Here is a 24202-nt window from a genome sequence, read left to right as displayed (position 1 = left end):
ATCCTCCGCTACCCAAGCCGCTACTGCCCAGCATAGTCATGCTGTTTGCCAAAATGGAGATGCTGGTGCGAGCCTGCCCTTCTTTGTCTGTCCAGTTCTCGGTGCGGATTTTACCCTCCACATATACTTGATTGCCCTTACGGAGGTACTTTTCGGCTACCTTCGCCAGCGCGTTCCAGAGTTCGATGCGATGCCATTCAGTTTGCTCGATTTTCTCGCCATTCTTGTTGGTGTAGCTCTCCGAAGTAGCAATATTGAATCGGGCGACTACCGAGCCACCATCGAGATAGCGCACTTCGGGATCACTACCTAGATTTCCGATTAGGATTACTTTATTTACGCCTCCGGCCATAGTTAATTTGAGGGTTTAAAGGTTGAAAAAAGTCTTTCGACCGCAACGGCGGGCCGCTACGCTCGAAGTAACAATTAGGTTTGAGAATTGTCTTCATCGACTTTGAATCTAGGTAAAAAACTGTTCCTTGATGAATGTATCGATTAAGATTGGTTTGGGTAGCGATTCGATTTGGGCTTCACTGTAAAAGGATACACCTTCCGGTAACGTGCTCATTTCAGCGTTTTTTAGTTCTATTTGCCAGAACTTCACGTGTAGTTTCTGGTGCGTAAGCAAATGTACGTAGGTTTTTTGTGGAACGGTAAGTTGACCCACTTTTATCCAACTAACCAGCGGGTTAGCTTCGATCAAGTCGTTAGGAATCTTGGCTTCCTGTGGTGTTTCGATGAGAGGAAAGTCATACAATCCTTTCCAGACATCTTTCTTGATACGCTCTTTCATGGCCAGTCGGCCTTCTTTTTCCAGTACCAGATAATTAAGGTACCGATTCCTCGCCTTCATTTTCTTCGACTTGACGGGCAGCAGATTCTGCGCCCCATGTTCGAAGGCATAGCACATTTCATTGAATGGGCAAAGCAAACAGTCGGGCGCTACGGGCTGGCATTGAATAGCTCCAAACTCGATCATAGCCTGATTGAAGTTGGCCGGGTCGTTGTCGGGAATCAGCTGCCGGGCCGCCGCCGTGAATTCACGCTTGGCGGAACTGTGCGTAATGTCGGTTTTTATCCCAAAAATCCTGGACAATACCCGGTACACATTTCCGTCCACGGCGGGCACGGCTTCGTTGAACGCAAAAGAAGCAATAGCGGCGGCAGTATACTCACCAACTCCTTTTAGTTTCAATAACGCTGCATAGTTGTTGGGAAAATTGCCGTCAAACTCCCCCACCACTAGCCGTGCGGTGTGGTGCATATTTCGAGCGCGGGAGTAGTAACCAAGTCCCTGCCACAAGCGTAGCACCTCCTGCTCCTCTGCGCGGGCTAAGTCCTGCACCGTAGGGTACTTCTCCACAAACCGCAAGTAGTAAGGCATTCCCTGCACTACGCGGGTCTGCTGCAGGATTATCTCCGACAACCATATTTTGTACGGGTCAGTCGTCCGTCGCCAGGGCAAGTCGCGGTGGTGGCGGTGGTACCATTGGATTAGTTTCTGGCTGAAAGTAAGGGCTTGAGAAGCGAGGCTGGGAGGCATGTACTATCTTTATCGACTGTTTTTTAGTGGATTATAAAAAAAATGAGTGACAATGTCTTTTATGTTTTAGCAAAAAAAACCTACCTTTGTACTCCCAAAATTCAAAGAGGGAAAAAGAGTTAACAAACCATATACACTTTAAAGTACCAAATACTGTGACTAAAGCAGACGTAATCGCGCAGATTTCTGACAAGACAGGAGTGGACAAAGCTGATGTTCAGCAGACACTCGAAACTTTCTTTACCGTTGTAAAAGATTCCCTAGCCGATGGCGAGAATCTTTACGTAAGAGGATTTGGCAGCTTCATTAACAAGAAGCGCGCCCGCAAAGTTGCCCGGAACATTTCCAAGGGTGAATCCATGATTATTGACGAGCATTTCGTGCCGAGCTTTAAGCCCGCCAAGGTTTTCGTCGAACAAGTAAAAACCAGCGATAGCGTAAAAGCTGCTGCTGAAAAGTAATCAACAACCAATTTTTCTGATCTACCCGATATGAAAAGGACGATGATACTGGTTTCCATTTTGGCCATTGCGCTGGTGGGAACTCTGTACAGTCTTCCCACGGTAGTGGTAAACACTAAAGATCAGGATACGGTCAATGGTCAAACGGCGGGAACGTCGGCTGAAGGTAGTGAGGAAGCCGAAGTACCGGGCGACACCCATACGAATGCTGCCCTCACGCCCGAACAGGAGGCAGAAATAGCCCCTTTGCGCGGGCAGTATCAACAAGCCACCGCCGATGCAAAAGCTAAGGCGGCAATTCAAATTTCTGACGCCTTCGGCAAGTACCAGAAGTTCGATAGTGCTGCCTACTACGCTGGCCAAGCTGCCACGCTGCGGCCGGACTTAGAGAACTATTTGCGGGCGGGAGACCGTTACTACCAAGCCTACGGCTTTGCGGCGGAGGAAAAGAAGGCGAGCGGGCTGGGTGAAAAAACGCGCTCTTATTATCAGAAAGCGTTGGAACAGAATCCGGGCTTGCTGGCGGCCAAAGCCAATATGGCTATGACCTACGTCAACACGCCTTCCCCCATGCAGGGGATTATGCTGCTGCGCGAGGTGATTGACGCCGACCCGACCAACGAATTGGCTTTGTTCAATCTGGGAATTTTGTCGATGCGTTCAAACCAGTACACCAAAGCGGTGGGGCGTTTTGAGCAAATTCTGGCCAGTCATCCCGAAAATACCAAAGCTCAGTTTTACTTAGGCGTATGCCTGGTAGAACTTGGCCGCACCGACGAGGCCAAAAAGGTTCTCGCTGATGTAAAGAAAAAAGAAAAAGATCCCGTCATCCAGCAAGCTATCGGCGAGCTGGAGCAGCGGCTTAACTAATTATGAGTTATGAATGATGAATGATGAGTGATGGAATAGGCCGGGTACTAAGCCCCTTATTTTCGTAACTCATAATTCATAACTCATAACTCACCACTCTTAATCAAAAGAAACTATGCCTTGCGGAAAGAAAAGAAAACGTCATAAGATTTCGACGCACAAGAGAAAGAAGCGCCTGAGAAAGAATCGGCACAAGAAGAAGTAAATTGGGGGCGAAAGCGCGGGTTCATTACGTCCGCGCTTTCGCCTTTTTACTTTTAGAAGCTACCCGAGTTAAACAACATCGGCTCACAACAGCTTTTTATACCCCTTTCTTTTTTTTCTCGCGCCCGCCTGACTCCAGTTCGGCCCTCATTTTTTTGCGGGGTTGCGGTGCTGGTGTATTGTCATTTGTGTGCTGAGTGTCCATCTTTTAAAAACCATTCATTTTGGTTAGACATTGAGTAACGAATTAGTAATCAATTCAACTCAAAAGGGAGAACGTATAGCCCTTTTGCAGAACAAACGCCTTCTCGAGTACCATATAGAAACACCGGATAACAACTTCACCGTCGGGGATATCTACCTCGGCACGGTAAAGAAAATGGTTTCCGGTCTCAACGCCGCGTTCGTGGACGTCGGATACGAAAAAGATGCCTTTCTCCATTACTTGGATTTGGGTTCCAATATAAATTCGCTCAATAAATTCGCCAAGGATATTATCGCCAAGCGATCTAATTCCGGCGAAATCAGCAAATTCAAGCTGGAATCTGAGATAGAAAAACAGGGCAAAATTGATAAGGTTCTGGAACGCAATCAGCCAATTCTGGTGCAGATCGTGAAGGAACCTATATCCACTAAGGGGCCTCGCTTATCGTGCGACATCTCCATTGCCGGCCGGTACATCGTACTGGTGCCTTTTTCCAATGGTGTCAATCTTTCCAAGAAAATCACCGACCGCCGCGAGCGTACCCGGTTGCAGCGACTCATCGCCTCTATTAAGCCTAACAACTTCGGCGTGATTGTACGCACCGTGGCGCAGGGCCACGACGTAGAAGAACTGGATCACGATCTGCGAACCTGTGTGGAGAAATGGGAAAATGGTATGAAGCAGTTGCGCGACGCTAAGCCACGCGACCTGATCATCGGCGAAATGAACCGCGCCTCCTCGATCATCCGCGATATGCTCAACGAGTCGTTCGACAGCATTACGGTAGATTCGCAGGATGTGTACGAAGAAACGAAGCATTACCTGCACACCATTGCCCCGGAGAAGGAGAACATCCTCAAGCTCCACAACGGCAAGAATAAGATATTTGAGCAATTCGGGCTGGAAAAGCAGATTAAGTCCTTGTTCGGACGGTCGGTTAGCTTGCCGGGCGGCGGGTACCTCATCATCGAGCATACCGAAGCACTGCACGTTATTGACGTAAACAGTGGCAACAAATCCAACAGTCAGGAAGATCAGGAGGCGACGGCTCTCAGCGTCAATGCTGAGGCAGCCAAGGAAATAGCCCGGCAACTACGCCTGCGCGACATGGGTGGCATCATCGTCGTAGACTTCATTGACATGAAGAAGGCTGATAACAAAAAGCGGATTTACGAGATCATGCGGGAGGAGATGAAACCCGAACGCTCGAAGTACACCGTATTGCCGCTTTCTAAATTTGGCCTGATGCAGATCACCCGGCAGCGTGTACGGCCCGAGATGAATGTGGTAACCCGCGAAACATGCCCTACCTGCGGTGGTACGGGAACCATTCAGGCCACGATTCTGGTGACGGATGTCATTCAAAACAATCTCGATTATATCCTGACCAAGCAAAACGAGAGCGGCATTAGTATTTCGCTGCATCCATTTTTGCACGCTTACTTTACCAAAGGGCTTATTTCGCCGCAGGTGAAGTGGTTATTTGAGTATAAAACTTGGGTGAACCTTATCAAGGACTCCTCGTTAGGAATTACCGAATTCTCCTTCCATAATAAATTCGGGGAGGTGATGGAGGTGAATGCGAGCTAGTTCTTTTGAGGTCTTCTACCCGACTATTTGTTTGAAATAACTTAGAGCTTCTTCCAAAACCTCACGGTTGATTGGAGGAAGCTCTTTTTTTTCGGCGGCAAATTCCAGAAGACGTTCGGTGGGCATATTGCCTACCAAGTCGTCCTGAGCCATTGGGCATCCGCCGTAACCTAGCAATGCTCCATCGAAGCGGCGGCAGCCCGCTGTATAAGCAGCTTCCACTTTGTCTTGCCATTCCAACGGTCTGGTGTGGAAATGCGCCCCGAATTCCAGATCGGGACGAGTGGCAATGAGCTCTTCGAATACGGAATATATATCCTTGGTTTTGGCCACGCCTACCGTGTCTGACAAAGAAAATATCTTTGCCCCAAATTCCGCCAGTTTTTCTATCCAATGCCCGACCAGTTCGGGACTCCATGGGTCGCCGTAAGGATTTCCGAAGCCCATCGAGATATAGATTACCAACTCCTTGGCGTGGGCTTCGCAGAGTTCCTGCATCGCTTTCACCCGTTCTACCGACTCTTTCAGGCTAGCATTAGTGTTGCGTAGCTGGAAGGTTTCGGAGATTGAGAACGGGTAACCCAAGTACTTGATTTGTTCAAATTTACAAGCATCCTGCGCCCCACGCTCATTGGCGACAATGGCGAGGAGTTTGGTATTAGTCTTCTCAAAATCCAGGCCTTCCACAACCTCCGCCGTGTCGCTCACCTGTGGCATCGCTTTGGGCGAGACAAAACTGCCGAAGTCGAGGGTGTCAAATCCGACTTGCAACAGCAGATTGAGATAGCGGATTTTCTGCGCCGTGGGAATAAATGGATGATGGCCCTGCCAGGCGTCACGGGGGCATTCGATGAGTCTCATGACAAATAGATGGTTCAGTTTGCGTTTTTGTGAGGTTCGAGCTATTTTTACAAACGCAATCTTTTTTAATGATATGCCAGCAACCGTCTCTGAAAAATCTGAACCCACCCGGCTGAATAGTATACAAATCAGCTTGCTCAGGTTGTTCGATCAAAATCTTAATCAAAGCCGGACGCTCGAAGTACGGCAGTTACTGATGGATTACTTTGACGAAAACCTCAAAGCGGAATTAGACATAGTTACGGCCCAAAGAGGATACACCGAAGAAGATTACCGAAAGATGCTGACGGATGACACTTATGCCATCGAATGATCAGGGCGGTGATCGACACAAACTGTTTACGGGCATCCATTCCGCCTAAAAGTCCATTCTATCAGCTTTACCTGAATTTCCGAGCTAACAAATTTGCCTGGTACGTCAGCACCGAGATTCTCCTCGAATATGAGGAAGTACTCACTAGAACCTACTCCTCGAATACTGCGCAACTTGTACTCCACCAGTTAGCTGTTGCCCCAAATGTTGTATTCTCTGAGGCTGCATTTCGCTGGCAGCTAATCGAAAACGATCCTGACGATAATAAATTTGCCGACTTGGCCCTGTCGGTCAACGCTGATTATATGGTTACCGAAGATTCTGACTTCGACCTTTTTCGCTCCCTACCTTTTCCGAAATTAAATGTGATAGGTCTTGAGAAATTTTTGTCCGTACTTTCGGAGTTAGTTTAGAACTTTCATTAATCCAATCTATCAGGAGTCTGCCTCTATCGCAAAATCGGTCCCAAATCCACCTCGTTTTCCTTCAACCACGCCGCAATCTCCTGCACAATTTGCTTAATGCCGATTTCCGGCTTCCAGCCCGTAAGTTCCGTCACTTTGGTATTGTCCGTTACGTAAAGCCGAATGTCGGCGGTGCGGGTTTCGGCGACAGCTTTAATTGGAATGGTGTGGCCCGTTACTTCTCGGCAGATTTCAGTGAGTTCTTGTAAGGAAGCGCTGCTTTCCAAACCGCCGCCCGCGTTGAGGATTTGGCCATTGACCTTTTCAAGATTGTGTAGTTGCCAGTCGATAAGGCGATAGAGGTCGGCGACGTGCAGCATATCGCGGATTTGCTTGCCCGTTCCGCCGTAGCCGAAGTACCCGAGTTGTTGCTGGAAGTAGTGCTTCGCCACCCAAAGTACCATTACGCCCTGATCGACCTTACCCATTTGCCACGGCCCGGTGATGACGCCGCAGCGATCAATGACGGTTTTTAAATTATAAAACTCGTTGTATTCCTGGATCAGCAATTCGGACGCCAGCTTGGTCGTGCCGTAAAGGGACCGCGGCCCGTCGAGCGGAAAGTCCTCGGCGATTCCTTTGGACGATGCTCCTAACACGGGCTGTTCATCGGCTAGGGCGAAGCGGGTTTCCTCCTCCACAAAATTGAGCGATTCCAACGCTTTGATGGGATAGACGCGGCTTGTGGAAAGAAAAATAAAGGCTGCTTCGTGTTTTAGGGCATAGTTCAAGCAATTGACCGTGCCAAAGAGATTGGTGTTGATAAGGTAGTCTGGAGTACCGTCCAGCCCGGCAAGAACCGAGGGCTCGGCGGAGGCCTCGATTACCGTATCCACGGCGGGCAGGGCGTCGAAGTCTTCTTTACTACGAATATCCCCGTGAACGAACTCGACCCCCGCTTTTTTCAAGCGGCTTAGATTCAGTTCGGAGCCACGCCTTTTCAGGTTATCGAGGGTGTAGATTTGATAATCAGGATAATTGGTTTTCAGGGCAATGGCTAGTGAGGAGCCGACGAATCCGGCTCCGCCAGTAATGAGAATTTTCATGGGTAAAATATGAGATATGATTTTTTGCAAGATCAAAGTTAAGGCATCTTTAGGATGCTTTGCGACCTTTTGGCGGTGAAAAGCAGCCGGAACGATATTTTTAGGGCATTCATTTTACCCAAAACAAAAATCTACCCTGCATGAAAACCTTAAAAATAGGAGAAAATGACACCATTCCTGCCCTCGGGCTGGGTACTTGGAAGTCAAAAGAAGGTGAGTTGTACAAAGCCATCGTTGAGGCCATTGAGATAGGCTATCGGCATTTCGACTGTGCAGCGATTTACGGCAACGAGGCCGAAGTGGGACGGGCCTTGCGCCACGTCATGGACGAGGGTCGGGCAAAACGGGATCAACTCTGGATCACCTCCAAACTGTGGAACACTATGCACAAGCCAGAGGACGTTCGCCCTGCCCTACAAAAAACGCTGGATGACCTTCAATTAGACTACCTCGATCTCTACCTGATTCACTGGCCCGTTGCTATGAAGCCTAGCCTGGGCATTGGTTTCCCAAGCGGCAGCGAAGATTTTCTCAGCTTGCGGGAAGTACCGCTTTCTACTACCTGGTCTGCTATGGAGGCTTGTGCTGACGCCGGGCTGACGAAGCACATTGGTGTTTCTAACTTCAGTATTAAGAAAATCAATGACTTGCTGCTCACGGCCCGGATCAAGCCCGCTATGAATCAAGTGGAAATGCATCCTTTTTTGCAGCAGGCTACTCTGGTGGATCATTGCCATAAACATGGTATCCAACTCACGGCCTATTCTCCTCTGGGCTCCAGCGACCGTCCCGATCGACTGAAAAAAGACGATGATCCCAACTTGCGGGAAAACCCAACGATTAAGATATTAGAGAAAAAGCACGAACTCACCTGGGCACAGCTTGCGTTGGCCTGGGCGGTTCAGCGTGATACGGTGGCCATTCCAAAGTCGGTCCACAAGGAGCGCTTGCAGCAGAATTTCGACGCTGCCGATATAGAACTGGATGACGACGATATGGCTAAAATCACTATGCTCGATCGGCACTTCCGATATATTAATGGCGACACCTGGGCACAGACAGGTACCGACTACACACTGGAGAACCTTTGGGATGAATAATAAGATGTGGTATGGCCGAGCTGGCGTCCCAGCTTCCGGCCCGTCTGGCTGACGCAAGAGACGGGCTGGAAGCCCGTACCACATTAACTATACACCCGCCGAAGCTTCACATTTTCGGCGGGGCGGATGACCAGGGGTACTTTTTCTATTTTTACCGAACTACTGTCCAGGCCGAACCACTTATCCTCAGAGGTGGTAAAGTCCTTGAGGAAGAAATATGCTTTCATTACGACCTGCTCGAAAAAGGGCAGGTCGTTTTCGTAAGAAAGGAAGCGTTCCAGCACCACGAAGCGGAAATCGCCCGTCATATTCTGACGGCTCAGTGACTCGTAGCGGCTCGTGATGTCCACTTCCCCATTCTTAACCATGTCCTCAATCACCCGCCTAAAAAACAGGTTGATGCGCTGTTCCACGCGAAAGCCCAGGCGGAAAGTCACTTTGATAACGTCATCCTCTTCCAACACATCTACCTTATACTCCATCGTATAAGGGTCGTCGAGCGTGTCCACATGGACGAACCAGTAGATGTCGGCGCGTTTGGGGCGTTTCTGAAAAATCGAATAAATTACCTTCGTTTCGATCTCACTGGCGCGGGAGGCGTTGCTCATATAGACCAGATGCGTTGCGTACTTAGGGATGCTGATGTCGCGGCTGAGTTCGCGCAGGGCGGGCAGGTAGGTTTCCAATTTGGCGAATTCCGTGAGCCGTAGTTTGATATAGAAAGCCCGTAGCCACACCAGCATCACGCCACCCATAACGCCCGCGATAAGTACCGTCACCCAGCCGCCGTGAGTGAATTTGAGCATGTTAGCCACCAGAAAGCAGCCCTCGATGAAGAAATAGAAACCTACAAATGCTCCGACCCACCACATATTGACCTTCTTCATGTAAAGGTAGTAGCCAAACAGGATCGTATTCATCATCATCGTCATCGTGATGGCCAGGCCGTAGGCAGCTTCCATCTTAGACGATTCCTTGAAATACAAAACTACCCCCACGCAACCAGCGAAGAGTAAGAAGTTGATGCTCGGCACGTAGAGTTGCCCTTTCTGATTGGAAGGGTAGATGAGCCGTACTTTGGGCCAGAAGTTGAGCCGGATGGCCTCGCTGATCAGCGTAAAAGCTCCGCTTAGCATGGCCTGACTGGCGATAACGGTAGCCACCGTCGCGATCCCAATGCCAAACGGCAGGAACCACAGTGGCATGATTTCATAAAAAGGATTGCGCTCGGCCAGCATCTGCCCGCTAAACTTAAGAACGTAAGCACCCTGACCGAAGTAGTTTAGCAGCAGGCAGCTTTTGACAAATATCCAACTCATCCGAATATTACCCCGGCCGCAGTGACCCAGGTCAGAGTAGAGTGCCTCGGCTCCCGTTGTACACAGAAAAACTGCTCCCAGCAGCCAAAATCCGCCCGGATGCAGTACCAACAATCGATACGCGTAATGCGGGCTGACAGCTCGCAACACTCCCGGATCGCCGAGCAGTGCAAAGCCGCCCACGGTTCCGAGCATGACAAACCAGGTAAGCATAACGGGTCCAAAAGCCGCCCCGACTTTATTGGTGCCAAATACCTGAATTGTGAATAGAATAGTCAGGATGGCGATGACGATCGGAATCGTCTCGATGGTCGGGTAAATAGCCCGGATACCCTCTACGGCGGAGGAAACCGAGATGGGTGGCGTGATAATACTATCCGACAGCAATGTGGCACCGCCGATGATCGCCGGGACGGTAAGCCACTTGGCGTGGCGGCGCACGAGAGCGAAAAGGGCAAAGATGCCACCCTCACCGTTGTTGTCAGCCCGCAGAATCAGAGTAACGTACTTAACAGTAGTTTGCAGCGTGAGTGTCCAAAAGATGCAGGAGAGCGCACCAAGAATGAGTTCTTCGGTGATGGTCTCGGTACCGGCAATGGCTTTAAGCACGTACAGCGGCGAAGTACCGATGTCCCCAAAAATAATGCCCATCGCCACTAACACTCCGGCGGCTGAAACTCGATCTAAATTTTTATGATTGTCCATTGAGTAGGCAAAACGGCCAAGAAATGAGGAAAGCCATCAGGCATTTCTTGCAAAAAAGTCACCAAAGGTACTGGAAAGGTGGGTAATTATTGAAACTAAAACATCTGTTTCCATGTCCCCTTGATCCGATTGTACTTCAAAGTACTCGGTAAAGCCTTCCACCAATACTTATTCATCTCTACCGCGAAGGACGGCTGCATGTAGCAGTTGATGGCGCAACCTTCGCAAGCGGGCAGGCGACCTTCGAGGGCCACGAGTTTCTGAACCTCTTCGGATTGATAAAGGGTTTTCAGGTCCCCCTCGATCGGAAACTCTTTCAGGCCCAGATGATAGCAGGGAAGTACCAGTTTATTTTCGGGAGATATGACCAAAGTAGTACTGGCAGCTTTGCAAATAGGATCTTCGACATGATTTCCGCCGTCCAGGCGCAATTGTACAAAGGCATCGTTGAGGTACACGTTCTTTCGCTTGCCCCAGCGGGTGAGTTCGGCTAACGCAGCGCGGGAAAGTTGCCCACCGACTTCGTTATACTCAAAAACCGGATTCAGGATCAGCACCAAGCCATTGGGTGTACAAATATCTTCCCACACTGCTCGAATCTTGCCGATATTTTCTTCAAAAACCGTGAAAAGAATGTCAGGGCGCTCGCCCAGTTGCCGGGCAATGTCAATGGACTCCATCACTTTATCGTAGCATTTCACGCCGCGTGACTGGTCGTGTTCTTCGCGGACGGGAGAATCCAACGAAAAATGCAGCATGTCGATGAGGCCGCGCAGGCTATCGGCACGCTTTGGGTACAGGAGGCCGTTGGTCGTCACAGTAGTAATCATGCCCTGGTCTTTTGCTTCGCGCAGCAATTGGTTCAGCTCACGATGTAACAATGGTTCACCGCCCGTAAAGTCGATCACTTTGACACCCAGCGCTTTCAGATCCCGCACGTTCTGCCGGAAATTTTCCAGCGTTACGTAGGGTGAAGGCCGTTCCCAAATATCACAAAACCCGCAAGTCGCATTGCAGCGATAGGTCAAGTAGTAATTACACAGGACAGGGTGGGAGACCAACCGCATTATTGGATCATTTTGATCAAACTGGTGAGTTTGTCTTTCAAGTCTTTGCGATCTACGATAAAATCCAGAAAGCCGTGCTCCAATACGAACTCGGCACTTTGGAAGCCTTTGGGCAAATCCTTGCCGATAGTCTCCCGGATGACACGTGGCCCAGCAAAGCCGATGAGCGCTTCCGGCTCCGAAATATTAAAGTCTCCCAGCATGGCGTAAGAAGCCGTCACGCCGCCCGTAGTAGGGTCGGTCAAGAGCGAAACGTAGGGAATACCCGCCTCGGAAAGCAAAGCTAGTTTGGCCGAGGTTTTAGCCATTTGCATTAGCGAAAAGCCCGCTTCCATCATCCTTGCCCCACCCGAACGGGAAATCATCAGAAAAGGCTGCTTGTTTTTCAAGGCGTAGTCGATGGCCCGCGCTATTTTCTCACCCACCACCGACCCCATAGAGCCGCCAATGAAGTTAAAATCCATACAGGCAATAACGATATTAAGATCGTTCATCTTGCCGTGGCCCGTCCGCACGGCGTCCTTGAGACCTGTTTTGGCCATCGTGGCGCGTATGCGGTCAGGATACGCCTTGGTATCCTTAAAATTCAGCGGGTCGGCGGAGGTAAGGTCGGCGTCCAGCTCCGTGAATTCGTTATGGTCGAAAAGAATCTCGAAGTAAGCTTCCGAGCCGACTTTCTCGTGGTAGTTGCAGTGTTCACATGTGTAAGCGTTCATCTTGTGCTCCTTAGTCTGCATGATTTTCTTGCAGTTCGGACACTGGTACCAAAGCCCGTCCGGCGCCTCGCGCTTCATCTCCGTGGGCGTGCTGATTCCTTTTTCTTTACGTATAAACCAAGACATAGAAAGCTGTTGGATTTTAAATTTTTGATCGATATCCAGATGGAGCGAATACTCTAAAATAACTAAAAGTCAGATTTTTCTTCTCCCGGCCTTCCTGGTATCCAATCGGGTGCCAAAGATAGCAATGAAAAAGTTAAAGGAAGGAATGACGGCTTACAACCTCGTTCACTTACTCGTTTTGGGACGGTTTGAGATCGTTCCGTCGTTGAAATCAAAGCGTGAGGTAGTATTGACGTCGCGAGGGTGGTAGTTTCTCGATGGCGTAGCGCAGAGAAGTACGCGGTAATGCAACAGTGTGTTCGTGCAGAAACGCCTCCATCGAATCGAGGTCGCGCTTGCCGACTTCCCGCAGCATCCACCCAATGGCCTTATGGATGAGGTGATGCGGATGTGACAGCAAGATTTTCGATAGCGCCAACGTATCGGTGAATTGATTTTTTCGGATAAAATGAAAGGTGGAAATGATGGCCACCCGCTGCGACCACAGGTGAGGACGACTGGCTAAGTCATAAAGTACCTCTCGATCTTTATCAAAAAGATAATGACCCACGATATGCGGGGCCGAAATATCCACTAAATCCCAATTATTAATATATTCAAGGTGAGTGAGATAGCTATCAAAGATAGCTTGCTGATCGATGGCGGTAGCTTTGGGGTACTTTTTCAACCATATCAATAAAGCCGCGAACCGACATTCGTGGATGGGATCACGGAGGAGTTTTTCCACCTGCTTCAAATTCAGGTGGGTCCACCGCTTGGCCACTTCCCTGACTTTTGGATTGGGAATCCCCCAGAAAACATCACCCTCGGCGTATTGTCCCGGCCCATTCTGAAAAAATCGAGACACTTGCCGGGAGCGATCCTCGTCAGCTAGTTCAGCAAGTTCGGAGCGTATATCCTGCATTTTCATCAACCTTTTTTACAAAAAAAGGTGAGAGCTACTCTCACCTTTGGACCACATCTTAGGTCAGGCGAACCTGCTCCATTTCGCCGGGCGGCAAGTTGGGGTGCCGCCAGAGTTCGAGCTGGCTGCGCCGGTAAGCCGGGTTTCTTTCCAAGTCGTCCCAGTCGATGCGGTTGCGGTTACGAAAGCGCTGTACCATTTCCTTGATACGCTCGTATTCTTCGGGCGACCAGTCACCATCGTCGTGCCGCTTTTCCGTACCTCCATGAGTGATATGTGGTGTATGATGTGAGGGTATTATCTCAATATCGGTGAATGGTTCCTGCAATTCGATACGCGGGGGCGGAGGAGCCAATACACTGCCCGTGGGGGTGTTTGCCTCTTCGGCGACCGTATTTTTCTCCCAAGAATTTTCCTGTTCGGTGGATTCGGTAACTACTCCTGAGTCTTCAAGAGCAGACTCGGTTGCTTCGGCCACGCCTTCCGTTTCCCCGTCAAGGTTTCCCTCACTGGGGGTTCCGGACGGTAAGACGAGTGAATCGATGCTGTCGAAGCCCGCCGCTACCACGGTTACGCGGAGTTTATCGCCCAGTGTATCGTCGGTAATTGTGCCCAATTTGAATAAATGCGCCTCACCGCCTACCTGCGAGAGAACGTATTTCCATATCTCGGTCTGCTCCCGCATGGTTGCCTCGCGCTTGGTGCTGGATGCCAGCGTGACGAGAATACGCTCGGCTCCTTTGATATCGCGGTCGTTCAACAAAGGTGAGTCGAGGGCTTTACGTACGGCTTCGAAGGCACGTTTCTCGCCTTCGACCTCGGCGGTGCCCATTACCGACTGTCCGGCTTGCTTCAGTACCCGCTCCACATCCTTGAAGTCGGTGTTGATATTACCACGCGTGGTAATAATCTCGGAAATGCTCTTGACGGCGTTCAGCAAGATACTGTCGGCCTGTACGAAAGCTTCCGTGATGCGCATATCCTCGAAAAGTTCTTCCAACTTATCGTTGAGGACAACCAAAACGGTGTCACTATACTTTTTGAGTTGCTCGATACCCTCGAAGGCATGCTTCTTCTTCAAAGTACCCTCCCAGGAGTACGGAGCTGTCACGACCGACACCGTGAGGAGATTCATTTCCTCCTTGGCGATTTGCGCGATCACCGGGGCAGCACCCGTACCCGTACCACCACCCAGTCCTGCCGTGATGAAGACCATTTGCGTAGCACCGCCCAGCAGGGCCTTGATTTCCTCAATCGTTTCCAGCGCGGCTTCGCGGCCCCGGGCAATTTCCATACCCGCTCCGAGTCCTTTGGTGAGCGTGGCCCCTAGTTGTATTTTGGTCGGCACTGGGCTTTCCAATAGGGCCTGGCGGTCGGTATTACAAATTGCGAACTCTACATCTTTTATACTTTTTTCGTACATGTAGTTGACCGCATTACTGCCGCCACCGCCCACGCCAATAACCTTGATAATAGAAGGTTCAGCGGCGTTTTCTTCAATTCCGTTTATGATGTAGTCCTGATCCAAGGCGTTATATAAGTTACTGTCCATGAGTGCGTGTGTCGTTCTTGCTGGTTTACCAAAGTCTGATTTCGCGCTTAGTATCCTCCTCCGGTTTTATCGTTCTTGTCGCCACCAAAGATGCCTTTAAATGGCCAGCCCGGAAAAAAGCCGCCCGCGTCTGGACTGTCGGTAGGTCCGGCAGAAGTAGGTTTGGATTCGGACGCCTTTCCCACAGTCCTGTTTGGAGTGGGACAGATCGAATCCAGTCGGGGATCGACCCGCTTAATACCCGCCCAAGCCAGCCCCACAGCGGTAGCATACTGAGTATTGGCCACTTCGTCGGCCTTAGGTGTGTTAGCCAGCCCAGTGGGTATGCCAACACGGACAGGCATATCACCCGCTACGCGATTGAATACCGTTTCGATGTCAGGCATATTAGCCGTCCCGCCCGTCAGGACGATTCCTCCTACCAATAGATCGGAGAAGCCCGATTCCAAAATCTCGGCGTACACAAGGGCGGCTATTTCTTTCAGGCGCTCTTCAACGATGAGCGCAACGTTCCTTTTCAAAATTCGCTTGGGTTCGCGCCCCCGCAGGTAGTTTACTAAGATCTCAATATTCATGGCGGTGTTTTCAGAGAGTGACTCCCCATGCTGTTCTTTGAGACTTTTCGCGTTGTTCATCTGTATACCGCAACCGATTTTCAGGTCGGAAGTAATGTGGGTGCCCGCGATGGGAACGGATGCTATGTGGCGGATGACGCCGTCATGATAAATCACGATGTCTGTGACATGATCTCCAATATCTACTAATGCCGTGCCAGCTTCCATTTCTTCCTCGCTCAGCACCGCCAGTCCAGCGGCAATCGGAGACAATATCAACTGTTCGTAGTTCAAAAGCGGATCAGCCCCCTTGATGCTGGCGCGGGTTACGTCGATAGCCTGCTTATTGCTGGACACCACCAGAAATTCTCCCCCCAGCCGGACACCGATGCGTCCTACGGGTTCTTTCACGCCTTTGCCGTTGTCCACCGTAAACTCACCGGGAATGATATGCATTACCTCGTTGTTGGGTTCGGTCTGGGCGCGGTAGAGGTCGCGGATGAGTTGATCCACGTCGGTCTGTGTCACCTCGTTGCTACTCGCCGAAGTAGGACGGACCATATTAGGCGAAATAGAGGATACTTGGACATGACTACCGCCAAAGCCCACGTTCACGTTGCGGATGTCCAGGTCGGAACGCATGGTCAATTCCGAAATGGCAGAGCGAATGGCCATGCGCACCTGGTTGACATTCTTGACTGCCCCACGGACGATGGCGTCTTCGGGAACCTCTACTTCGCTGAATCCGATGATTTCGATCATATCCTGATCGTGGGCTTCTACAGCCACGGCAGCTACTTTGGTGCTGCCAATGTCCAATCCAACCGAAATGGTTCCTTTTTCCATAAATCAATAGGCGTTTTAGTACTGTTATTCACAAACCACCTGGTCGCGAAACCGAAGGTTGATGCGAGTGTAACGGCCCCAATCGGCGGCCATCACTTTATTATAAAAGACGCGTAGTTTTAGCAGCTTTGCTGCAACATTCTCCGCTTTTCCAAATTCGATGCGCTGGTCGCCCAAAGCCGTCAGAAATTCCACGTTACCCGACTTTGAGACCTCCATCTGGATGACCTGTGCTTTCCAGAAATCATCCTCGCTCAGATAGGCTATCATATCTACCACTTTCTTTTCTGATTCAGAATGCAGGTGTTTTTTATTTTTAAAAAAATCACCTGACACTAACAACACTCTTGCCGAAAATCGCTCCGTCAGCGGAATAAAATCGCCCTTTGGATTGATATAGAAACCATTTGTACCTCGCCATTCTCCCTGCCGGGATTCCCCAACATACCGCGCTAGTGGCTTTTCCTGCTGAATATCGACGACCAAGTTACCTTCCAAATCATGGTACACCTGGCAATCTTCGACCAGTTTATTGGCTCTGACCCTGTTCTCCAGCGTTTTTAGACTCACGTCTTGCTGCCGGTTTCCATGGACAGGATCGCTTCCGTTCTCAGTCAGGATTTTTTCTATATCAGCCTGATTTACAAATCTAATTCCCGAGTCGTAATCAACTTTGACTAACAAATCGTCGCATTGTTGGCGGTTGAGTTTGCTTTCGGCCATTCCAACACATAGAAGAAAGACCCCAAACCAAACGATTTTACCCAGCCACTTTTTGTAATAGTCAAAATTACGTAACATGCTGTTAATATTATAAGGGTTTGTCCATTAATTAGCAAGCGGGGCTTTCAGCATCTGCGCTATCGGTGTCACCAGGCGGTCTATGTCGCCCGCCCCAATGGTCACCAGCACCTCAATATCAAGCATTTCCAATTTGGCCAGTACATCCTCCTTCGCGATTGAGGCTTTGTCCGCCAAATTGATTTTTTCCAAAAGCATTTGGGAAGTCACGCCCGGTATAGGCTGCTCGCGGGCGGGATAGATGTCGAGCAAGAACAGCCGATCCGCCAGTTCCAGGCTGGCGGCGAAGCCGTCGGCAAAATCGCGGGTACGGGTGAAGAGGTGTGGCTGGAAGATGGCCGTCACGTGTCGGCCAGGGTACAAAGCGCGTACCGACGACAGAAATGCTTCGATCTCGGTCGGATGATGGGCATAGTCGTCGATGAACACCAAGCTGTCATTTTCGATAATGTACTCGAAGCGACGCTTCACCCCCCGGTAACTGGCCAGCCCAGCGCGAATCTGCTCGGGCGCGACACCCAGCCGCATAGCGGCGGCGCTGGCTGCAATGGCGTTTTCGACGTTGTGATAGCCCGGCACACGCATGATCACATCTTCGATGATTCCACCGGGATGAACTATGTCAAAAATAAAGCGGGCATTCTCGATCCGCAGATTATCACTGCGGTAGCTTCCCTTCTTCAGGGAATATTCCAGCACTTCGGCCGTGGTTCCTTCCGCCAATTCCAACCCTTCCCGCATAAACAAAACTCCTCCTGGCTTGATTTGGCTAACGAAATCACGAAACGAATCCAATAATGTCCCATGTTCGCCATAGATGTCGAGGTGGTCGGCATCAGTGGATGTGACAATGGCCAAATCTGGGTGCAGCGTCAAGAACGAGCGATCGAATTCGTCGGCTTCTACCACGCAAACGACCTCCCCGGCCTTTTCGGTAGGTTCGTTCAATAAAAAATTGGTTCCGTAGTTCTGGGTGATGCCGCCCAGAAAGGCCGTGCAGTTGACGCCCGCCGCGCGGAGCAGGTGCGCCACCATGGAAGAAGTAGTGGTTTTGCCGTGCGTACCAGCCACGCCTACCGTGCGCAGATTCTGTGTAATCCAGCCCAACACCTGCGAGCGTTTCTGCATCGTGTAGCCCTGCGCCCGAAAGTAGTCCATTTGGCGGTGTCCGGCCGGTATGGCGGGGGTGTAAACGACCAAGGTTTCGGCATAGTTCACAAGAAAAGTAACCGGAATATCTTCCACCGCGTCGTCGTAGCAGATGGCAATCCCCTCGCTTTTCAACGCTTCGGTCAGCGGTGTGGCGGTGCGGTCGTAACCCGCCACATCAAAGCCGTTGGCTATGAACCAGCGAGCTAAGGCACTCATACCTATCCCACCTATACCGACGAAAAAGATGTGTTGCCAGCTGGTGGTAAAGGACTTTTGACCGCCAGGCGGCCCTGTTTTGACTTTTGACATTGGTCGGGGAGTTCTTCGTTTTTCGTACAGTAATAGTTTCAATCCTGCTTCGACGCGGGTCAGCCGCTTCAAATTTTTAGCAATCCTACCTTTCAACCCTCAAATAAATCTACATTACCCAACCAATTTCAACACTTCCCGCGCAATCTCGGCGGCGGCATTGGGGCGGGCTAGTTTAGCAATGTTTTGCTGTAATTCCTTTTGCTTCGATTCATCTTCAAGTAAACGCATAGCTTCATCGACCAACTCGGAAGCAGCGCGGTTGTCAGCCACTAACAAAGCGGCGTTTTGGCGCGTCAGATTTGTGGCGTTCTTGGTTTGATGGTCTTCGGATGCAGCTGGATACGGCACCAGAATGCACGGCTTGGCGGCCAGGCAAAGTTCCGACACCGACAACGCCCCCGCCCGCGACACCACTACGTCGGCAGCAGCATAAGCCAAATCCATTTCGTAAATAAAATCAAATGCTTTAATTCGCTCACTCGCGGTGTGAGCCACTGCCCCGCGGGCGGTATCGATATAGGCTTTCCCCGTTTGCCAAAGTACCTGATAGCCCGCATTGCTGAATTGTTCCAACCCTGCCTCAATGCTCTCGTTTATACTGCGCGCGCCCAGACTACCGCCCATGACAAAAAGCGTTTTGCGCTTTCCGTCAAAACCAAGATGCGCCAGTGCTTCGGCGCGCTTGCTTCCACTGTCGATGATGTCGCGGCGCACCGGATTTCCTAAGAATTTTATTTTTTTAGGATCAAAAAACTTCTCCATGTTAGGGTAAGCTACACAAATCGTTTTTGCTCGCCGCGCCAGTAGTTTGTTAGTGATGCCCGCATGGGAATTTTGTTCCTGAATCAGCGTAGGAACGCCCAGCAATGAAGCCACCATCAACATAGGCCCGCTGGCAAAGCCACCCACACCCACCGCTACGTCGGGCCTAAAATCGCGCAGTACCGACCGCGCTCGCAACAAGCTGCGCGTTAGTTTGACGGGAAATGCGGCGTTGTCCAGCGTCAGTGCGCGCTTGATGCCTACAATTGGAAGTCCCACAATACGGTAACCTGCTTTGGGTACTTTCTCCATTTCCATTTTACCTTCGGCTCCTACGAAAAGGATTTCCGTTGCAGGATCCTCGGCTCGCAGTGCATCGGCGATGGCTATTGCCGGGTAGATGTGTCCTCCCGTCCCGCCCCCACTGATTATGATACGTCTGGGTTTTTGATTTGTTAAAGTGCTGATGCGTTGATTTGTTTTGGGGTCCAATTGTCACAAAACCGATTACTAAGAACCCGGTACTTTACCATTAATCAAATGTCTTTCTCCTCTAACTCTCCCCTACTGACACTCAAAATGATACCCATTGCCGCGCCTGTCAGCAACATGGACGTTCCGCCGTTGCTGATAAAGGGGAGCGTTTGGCCGGTGGTAGGAAACAGCCCCACCGTTACGGCCATCGTGGCGAAGGCCTGAAAAACTATGCTAAAAGTCAGTCCTGCCGATAGCAGGCCCCCGTAGGGTCGCTTGGGTTTGCTAATGGCTTTCAATCCCCGATAAAGTAACAACAGAAATGCGACGATAACCACCAAGGCCCCCACTGTACCGTATTCTTCGACAATGATGGCAAAAATGAAATCGCTATCGCCGTTGGGCAGGAAGTGCTTCTCCTGGCTATTTGCTACGCCCTCTCCCAGGATGCCGCCCCGCGCCATCGCTTTGTAAGCGTTGGCCGACTGAGCGGCGATGGTATCCGGGTTAAAGTAAGTATCGAAGCGCGACTGGGCCGTGGTCCCCCGTTGCCCTATTTTCAAAACTACCAATAGTCCCGAAGCGATGAGAAAGGTTACCATCGTAATGGTCAGGTAGCGCTTGGGTACTTTTCCTACGTAAAGCATCATGAAGCAGGTAGCACCCAACAAAGCAGCGGTAGAAATGTTAGAGCGGTAAATCAGAGCGCACACCAGTCCAATCATCAGCATGGGTTCGACCAACAGCCGTTTGTCTCCCCAGTCTTTCTTAAAGCGCAACGCCAAAATCAGCGCCAAATGCGCGATCAGGGTGATCTTCGCTATTTCGGAAGGCTGAAACTTTTGGTTGATGATAGGAATTTCCACCCAACGATCGGCTTCATTGATCGTTTCGCCTTTAAAGAAGGTGAATAGTAAGAGAATCACCGCCAACCAGACGCCCATGCGAGAGAAGAAAACAAATTTCGTATAGGGAATTAAATGCACCAAATACATAATCACAAAAGAGGCAATCGCCAGCTTTATCTGCTTGAAAAGAATAACCTCGGTATCGCCGGTTACGGTACTATACGCCTGCTTCGCACTAGCACTGTATACCACCACGACTCCAATGCCTAGCAGGAACAAGGCAATGCCCCACAGCCAGGGGTCGCCTTTCATATTCCGCTGGAACCACGCCTGAGTGACTTCCCTTATTTTGTGCAATGCGCTCATTTTATTCAGTCAAAAGTTCAACCGACTTATCAAGAGTCTGGCTTTTGTTAGCTTAACACGTCCTTGCGAAGCCTCAACTCTTCCACTTCCTTCTTAAATCTTTCGCCGCGATCCTGGTAGTTTTTGAATAAATCGAAACTGGCGCAGGCGGGAGAAAGCATTACCACATCGCCGGATTTTGCCCAACTCTGAGCGGTCTGCACTGCTTCTTTCAAGCTTTGAGTAACTTCGAAGTTTGGCACTATGCTTTCAAAATAGTCGGCCAGCTTTTTCGTATCCGTTCCGAGCGCAACCATGCCCTTCACCTTTTGCCGAACCAACGGTTCGATTTGAGAATAGTCGTTGCCTTTGTCCACACCTCCCATGATAAGGATAATAGGGCGGTCGAAACTACCAAGAGCGTAATATACCGAATCCACATTGGTCGCCTTAGAGTCATTAATGTATTCCACACCGTCGAGCTTGGCCACCGATTCGAGGCGATGCGGCGCGTTGACGAATGTGCGCAAACCGACACCGATCTGCTCGGGCGAAAGCCCTACAGCCTGGGCCGCCAATATGGCTGACAGTGCATTAATAGCGTTGTGTGGCCCCTGGATGGGTAGTTCATCAAAAGCGATCGAAAATTCCTGCCCATGGTTACGGGCGGTCAGTACACCATCTGCCAGAAATCCCCCTTTTTCTACTTTGTTTTTAAGCGAGATGGGCCACATTCGGGCGGGTAGAGTTCGCTTTTCCAACTCATCGGTGAGGGCTTCGCTTTCAGCGAAGTAGATTAAGTTGTCATCTTGCGTCTGATTCTGCGTGATGCGGAATTTTGACTGAACATACTTTTGAAAATCGTAGTCATACCGATCCAGATGGTCGGGCGTAATATTTAGCAATACCGCCACGTTGGCCCTGAAATCGTACATATTATCGAGTTGGAAACTACTGATTTCCAACACATAAAAATCCTTTTGGTCGTCAATGACCTGAGCGGCGAAGCTATCTCCCACGTTCCCGGCCAGGCCCACTGAAAGCCCGGCTTCGCGGAGCAAATGGTAGATCAGCAGCGTGGTAGTGGTCTTGCCATTGCTACCCGTGATCGCGATTAGTTTAGCATCGGTGTAGCGGGCCGCGAACTCTATTTCTGAAATAACCGGAATGTTCCGACGGTACAACTCTTGTACGATGGGGGCATTATCGGGAATGCCGGGACTCTTTACTACTTCATTGGCCGACAGGATTTTATCCTCACTGTGGGTTCCTTCCTCAAAAGAAATTCCGGCGGCAGTCAGTATTTCGCGATAAGTGACTTGCAGCGGGCTGCGGTCGGACAGGAACACATCGAAACCTTTGGCCTTACCCAGCAGAGCCGCGCCCGTACCGCTTTCGCCGCCGCCCAAGATCACTAGCTTCTGCATGTTCGGTGCTGCCATCAAATTCTCAAAGGTAATTTCCCGTAAAATTCGCAGAATTTAAGGGTTCATACCAAGAAACGACTCATTATTTATTCAAAATATCTTGATAAAAAAAGGGAAGCGACTGTTGTCGCCTCCCCATTTTCTTGGCAAAACACAATCTCAGTTTACCACCTTTACTTCATCCGGCCCCTTCACACGATTGGCATAACGGACGATGAAAAAGATAACCAATGCGACCAGTAGAAACTGGATAACGGTTTGGATAAAATTACCGTACGTAATGGCAACTTCGGCCTGATCGCCTACGGCTTCTTTTAGTACAATTTTTAATTCCTCGAAATTGACACCCCCAATAATCAAACCCAGAATCGGGTTGAGGATGTCTTCCACGAGAGAGGTCGTGATTTTGCCGAAGGCAGCGCCGATGATCACACCAACGGCCAAGTCAAGGACGTTGCCCTGGGCAACAAAAGTTCTAAATTCTTTGAGCATACGCGATTAGATTGGTTAGGGTATAAAAAAACAAAAAGCGAAGGCGATAGAAAGCTGTTAAAATATGTACAAAAAACCAATGGAAAGCGATTGGGCGAATTGTACCGCAAGACTCTGGTCCTGATCATAAATCACGATCGCCCCCAGGTTGACATTCCAGTATTTGTTGATCTTAGCCGTTAAGTTAACATCGAGGCGGTGGTCGATGGCATTCAGTTGCTTGATGTTGGCAAAAATCGTATAACGAAATTTGAGGTTAAGATTTTTAGCTACCTCTTTGTCAAAATCCGCAATCAGCTGCATGAGGGCTACTTCGGTACGCACCCGCTGACCAATGGGAACCCCGTAGTTTTTTGGGAAAGTCTTGTACAGGTCGAGATCCGTGACGAACGTGTGCCGGACAGCGCCTGGTGAGAAAGTGAGGAAAAAATAATCCGTTGGATTGTACTCAAAACCGATAGATTCCGTCAGAAAGGCAGGAGCCAAAAAGCCCGAAACCTTACGCCGCTCAGGGTTTCCCGCCGCTGACTCGCCGTAGTCGAAACCATCTGTAAACTGCGACAAAAAGTTTACTCCGCCGATCAGGCTCCAGTGTTCGGATATGCTTCGGCCATACTTAGTATCGAAGAATAGGCGATCAACGCTCTTGCGGCTTTCTTGCCCCTGGTTGCGCACCACGCCATACTGCGCCTGAAAGTCGTTACGCCAACTGTCTTTGCCCTTTTCATATCTCAAAACCGCGTTGAGATGACCGCCCACGGCGATGGAATTCACCGCGCCACCCGTCCAGTTGCTGCTGAAACTACCCTGATTTAGGTTGGCCCCGAATTCTATTTTTTTCTTCCAGGAGGTATCCACCGACATTTCGTTTCTAATGGAGTCGATCAGCATTTCATCCTGGGCAAAAATTCGGGGCGAACTACCCGTAATGGCTAAGAAAATAAAAGAGAGGAAAAACAGCTTCTTCATATTAGTTAGGACGCTTGCTTGGGGGGATTTGCGTTAAAAATTTCCACTTTACGCGATTGAAAGAGCTGCAAAGGAATTACCGTTGTGGAATCGGCGCTTTGAATTGTGACCGAGACGTTGTCGATGCGAGTAATTGTTCCGCGTACATCGTCTAGTTTCACTACTTGTCCTTCC

Annotated in this window: 23 protein-coding genes; 6 read left to right on the top strand and 17 right to left on the bottom strand. The window is 50.1% G+C overall.

From position 1 onward, the window contains the following. Both ACEW8P_RS23750 and mutY read right to left on the bottom strand, forming a co-directional pair. On the bottom strand, positions 1-352 hold a 352-nt coding region (locus ACEW8P_RS23750; protein WP_373515550.1), incomplete at its 3' end, for a single-stranded DNA-binding protein. Between the two features lie 108 nt (positions 353-460). Next, positions 461-1543, bottom strand: a complete 1083-nt coding sequence (gene mutY, locus ACEW8P_RS23745; protein WP_373515549.1) for an A/G-specific adenine glycosylase — start codon at positions 1541-1543, stop codon at positions 461-463. Positions 1544-1629: 86 nt separating this feature from the next. Here mutY and ACEW8P_RS23740 point away from each other — a divergent pair, with 86 nt between their 5' ends. The 3 genes from ACEW8P_RS23740 (at position 1630) to ACEW8P_RS23730 (ending at position 4873) form a co-directional block, all read left to right on the top strand. Next, entirely contained in the window at positions 1630-2004 is a 375-nt protein-coding gene (locus ACEW8P_RS23740) for an HU family DNA-binding protein (RefSeq protein WP_373515548.1), read from the top strand. 30 nt (positions 2005-2034) lie between these two features. Next, on the top strand, positions 2035-2874 hold the full coding sequence (locus ACEW8P_RS23735; RefSeq protein ID WP_373515547.1) for a tetratricopeptide repeat protein: 840 nt from the start codon (positions 2035-2037) through the stop codon (positions 2872-2874). Between the two features lie 439 nt (positions 2875-3313). Then, positions 3314-4873: a ribonuclease E/G gene (locus ACEW8P_RS23730; RefSeq protein WP_373515546.1), complete on the top strand. Its 1560-nt coding sequence runs from the start codon at positions 3314-3316 to the stop codon at positions 4871-4873. 15 nt (positions 4874-4888) lie between these two features. Here ACEW8P_RS23730 and ACEW8P_RS23725 read toward each other — a convergent pair whose 3' ends face one another. Continuing rightward, a complete protein-coding gene (locus ACEW8P_RS23725; RefSeq protein ID WP_373515545.1) occupies positions 4889-5734 on the bottom strand; it encodes a hydroxymethylglutaryl-CoA lyase in 846 nt (281 codons plus the stop codon). 73 nt (positions 5735-5807) lie between these two features. On the opposite strand from ACEW8P_RS23725, the gene ACEW8P_RS23720 reads away from it, so the two are divergent. After that, positions 5808-6047 carry a hypothetical protein gene (locus ACEW8P_RS23720; RefSeq protein ID WP_373515544.1) on the top strand — a complete coding sequence of 80 codons (240 nt, stop codon included), beginning with the start codon at positions 5808-5810 and terminating at the stop codon, positions 6045-6047. Beyond that, positions 6044-6460 carry a putative toxin-antitoxin system toxin component, PIN family gene (locus ACEW8P_RS23715; RefSeq protein ID WP_373515543.1) on the top strand — a complete coding sequence of 139 codons (417 nt, stop codon included), beginning with the start codon at positions 6044-6046 and terminating at the stop codon, positions 6458-6460. Before ACEW8P_RS23720 ends, ACEW8P_RS23715 begins: the two co-directional genes overlap by 4 nt. 35 nt (positions 6461-6495) lie before the next feature. Here the strand turns inward: ACEW8P_RS23715 and ACEW8P_RS23710 are convergent, their stop codons facing one another. Next, complete coding sequence (locus tag ACEW8P_RS23710) at positions 6496-7557, bottom strand: NAD-dependent epimerase/dehydratase family protein (RefSeq protein WP_373515542.1); 1062 nt, start codon at positions 7555-7557, stop codon at positions 6496-6498. Positions 7558-7697: 140 nt separating this feature from the next. Here ACEW8P_RS23710 and ACEW8P_RS23705 point away from each other — a divergent pair, with 140 nt between their 5' ends. Continuing rightward, positions 7698-8657 carry an aldo/keto reductase gene (locus ACEW8P_RS23705; RefSeq protein WP_373515541.1) on the top strand — a complete coding sequence of 320 codons (960 nt, stop codon included), beginning with the start codon at positions 7698-7700 and terminating at the stop codon, positions 8655-8657. A gap of 83 nt (positions 8658-8740) precedes the next feature. Here ACEW8P_RS23705 and ACEW8P_RS23700 read toward each other — a convergent pair whose 3' ends face one another. From ACEW8P_RS23700 to ACEW8P_RS23640, 13 genes are all read right to left on the bottom strand, one after another. Next, positions 8741-10681, bottom strand: a complete 1941-nt coding sequence (locus ACEW8P_RS23700) for a KUP/HAK/KT family potassium transporter (protein WP_373515540.1) — start codon at positions 10679-10681, stop codon at positions 8741-8743. A gap of 95 nt (positions 10682-10776) precedes the next feature. After that, a complete protein-coding gene (locus ACEW8P_RS23695; RefSeq protein WP_373515539.1) occupies positions 10777-11748 on the bottom strand; it encodes a radical SAM protein in 972 nt (323 codons plus the stop codon). Then, positions 11748-12590: an acetyl-CoA carboxylase, carboxyltransferase subunit beta gene (gene accD, locus ACEW8P_RS23690; protein ID WP_373515538.1), complete on the bottom strand. Its 843-nt coding sequence runs from the start codon at positions 12588-12590 to the stop codon at positions 11748-11750. The genes ACEW8P_RS23695 and accD overlap by 1 nt, the downstream gene beginning before the upstream one ends. Positions 12591-12801: 211 nt before the next feature. After that, entirely contained in the window at positions 12802-13494 is a 693-nt protein-coding gene (locus ACEW8P_RS23685; protein ID WP_373515537.1) for a DNA alkylation repair protein, read from the bottom strand. Positions 13495-13552: 58 nt separating this feature from the next. Next, positions 13553-15046, bottom strand: a complete 1494-nt coding sequence (ftsZ, locus tag ACEW8P_RS23680; RefSeq protein ID WP_373515536.1) for a cell division protein FtsZ — start codon at positions 15044-15046, stop codon at positions 13553-13555. A gap of 47 nt (positions 15047-15093) precedes the next feature. Further along, positions 15094-16446: a cell division protein FtsA gene (ftsA, locus tag ACEW8P_RS23675; protein ID WP_373515535.1), complete on the bottom strand. Its 1353-nt coding sequence runs from the start codon at positions 16444-16446 to the stop codon at positions 15094-15096. 24 nt (positions 16447-16470) lie between these two features. Further along, positions 16471-17247 carry a cell division protein FtsQ/DivIB gene (locus ACEW8P_RS23670; RefSeq protein ID WP_373515534.1) on the bottom strand — a complete coding sequence of 259 codons (777 nt, stop codon included), beginning with the start codon at positions 17245-17247 and terminating at the stop codon, positions 16471-16473. Positions 17248-17274: 27 nt separating this feature from the next. Beyond that, entirely contained in the window at positions 17275-18708 is a 1434-nt protein-coding gene (gene murC, locus ACEW8P_RS23665; RefSeq protein WP_373515533.1) for a UDP-N-acetylmuramate--L-alanine ligase, read from the bottom strand. A 114-nt stretch (positions 18709-18822) separates the two neighbouring features. Continuing rightward, a complete protein-coding gene (gene murG, locus ACEW8P_RS23660; RefSeq protein ID WP_373515532.1) occupies positions 18823-19965 on the bottom strand; it encodes an undecaprenyldiphospho-muramoylpentapeptide beta-N-acetylglucosaminyltransferase in 1143 nt (380 codons plus the stop codon). Positions 19966-20009: 44 nt separating this feature from the next. Further along, the gene (locus tag ACEW8P_RS23655; RefSeq protein ID WP_373515531.1) at positions 20010-21161 is read right to left on the bottom strand and encodes an FtsW/RodA/SpoVE family cell cycle protein; all 1152 of its coding nucleotides are present in this window, start codon (positions 21159-21161) and stop codon (positions 20010-20012) included. Positions 21162-21208: 47 nt separating this feature from the next. After that, complete coding sequence (murD, locus tag ACEW8P_RS23650; protein ID WP_373515530.1) at positions 21209-22567, bottom strand: UDP-N-acetylmuramoyl-L-alanine--D-glutamate ligase; 1359 nt, start codon at positions 22565-22567, stop codon at positions 21209-21211. 159 nt (positions 22568-22726) lie between these two features. Next, entirely contained in the window at positions 22727-23059 is a 333-nt protein-coding gene (gene mscL, locus ACEW8P_RS23645; protein WP_373515529.1) for a large conductance mechanosensitive channel protein MscL, read from the bottom strand. 57 nt (positions 23060-23116) lie between these two features. Then, complete coding sequence (locus ACEW8P_RS23640; protein WP_373515528.1) at positions 23117-24028, bottom strand: DUF3078 domain-containing protein; 912 nt, start codon at positions 24026-24028, stop codon at positions 23117-23119. Positions 24029-24202 lie beyond the last annotated feature (174 nt).

Source organism: Persicitalea sp. (genome assembly GCF_041751555.1).
Lineage (GTDB): Bacteria > Bacteroidota > Bacteroidia > Cytophagales > Spirosomataceae > Persicitalea.
This window is presented reverse-complemented; position numbering and strand designations above follow the sequence as displayed.

Bases quoted from the DNA above. Each gene is read 5' to 3' on its own strand.
- murC (WP_373515533.1), bottom strand. From the start codon at position 18,708: ATGTCAAAAGTCAAAACAGGGCCGCCTGGCGGTCAAAAGTCCTTTACC.
- mutY (WP_373515549.1), bottom strand. From the start codon at position 1,543: ATGCCTCCCAGCCTCGCTTCTCAAGCCCTTACTTTCAGCCAGAAACTA.
- ACEW8P_RS23655 (WP_373515531.1), bottom strand. From the start codon at position 21,161: ATGAGCGCATTGCACAAAATAAGGGAAGTCACTCAGGCGTGGTTCCAG.
- ACEW8P_RS23715 (WP_373515543.1), top strand. From the start codon at position 6,044: ATGATCAGGGCGGTGATCGACACAAACTGTTTACGGGCATCCATTCCG.
- ftsZ (WP_373515536.1), bottom strand. From the start codon at position 15,046: ATGGACAGTAACTTATATAACGCCTTGGATCAGGACTACATCATAAAC.
- ACEW8P_RS23725 (WP_373515545.1), bottom strand. From the start codon at position 5,734: ATGAGACTCATCGAATGCCCCCGTGACGCCTGGCAGGGCCATCATCCA.
- ACEW8P_RS23710 (WP_373515542.1), bottom strand. From the start codon at position 7,557: ATGAAAATTCTCATTACTGGCGGAGCCGGATTCGTCGGCTCCTCACTA.
- ACEW8P_RS23685 (WP_373515537.1), bottom strand. From the start codon at position 13,494: ATGCAGGATATACGCTCCGAACTTGCTGAACTAGCTGACGAGGATCGC.
- mscL (WP_373515529.1), bottom strand. From the start codon at position 23,059: ATGCTCAAAGAATTTAGAACTTTTGTTGCCCAGGGCAACGTCCTTGAC.
- ACEW8P_RS23700 (WP_373515540.1), bottom strand. From the start codon at position 10,681: ATGGACAATCATAAAAATTTAGATCGAGTTTCAGCCGCCGGAGTGTTA.
- ftsA (WP_373515535.1), bottom strand. From the start codon at position 16,446: ATGGAAAAAGGAACCATTTCGGTTGGATTGGACATTGGCAGCACCAAA.
- ACEW8P_RS23695 (WP_373515539.1), bottom strand. From the start codon at position 11,748: ATGCGGTTGGTCTCCCACCCTGTCCTGTGTAATTACTACTTGACCTAT.
- accD (WP_373515538.1), bottom strand. From the start codon at position 12,590: ATGTCTTGGTTTATACGTAAAGAAAAAGGAATCAGCACGCCCACGGAG.
- ACEW8P_RS23720 (WP_373515544.1), top strand. From the start codon at position 5,808: ATGCCAGCAACCGTCTCTGAAAAATCTGAACCCACCCGGCTGAATAGT.
- ACEW8P_RS23705 (WP_373515541.1), top strand. From the start codon at position 7,698: ATGAAAACCTTAAAAATAGGAGAAAATGACACCATTCCTGCCCTCGGG.
- ACEW8P_RS23735 (WP_373515547.1), top strand. From the start codon at position 2,035: ATGAAAAGGACGATGATACTGGTTTCCATTTTGGCCATTGCGCTGGTG.
- ACEW8P_RS23640 (WP_373515528.1), bottom strand. From the start codon at position 24,028: ATGAAGAAGCTGTTTTTCCTCTCTTTTATTTTCTTAGCCATTACGGGT.
- ACEW8P_RS23670 (WP_373515534.1), bottom strand. From the start codon at position 17,247: ATGTTACGTAATTTTGACTATTACAAAAAGTGGCTGGGTAAAATCGTT.
- murD (WP_373515530.1), bottom strand. From the start codon at position 22,567: ATGCAGAAGCTAGTGATCTTGGGCGGCGGCGAAAGCGGTACGGGCGCG.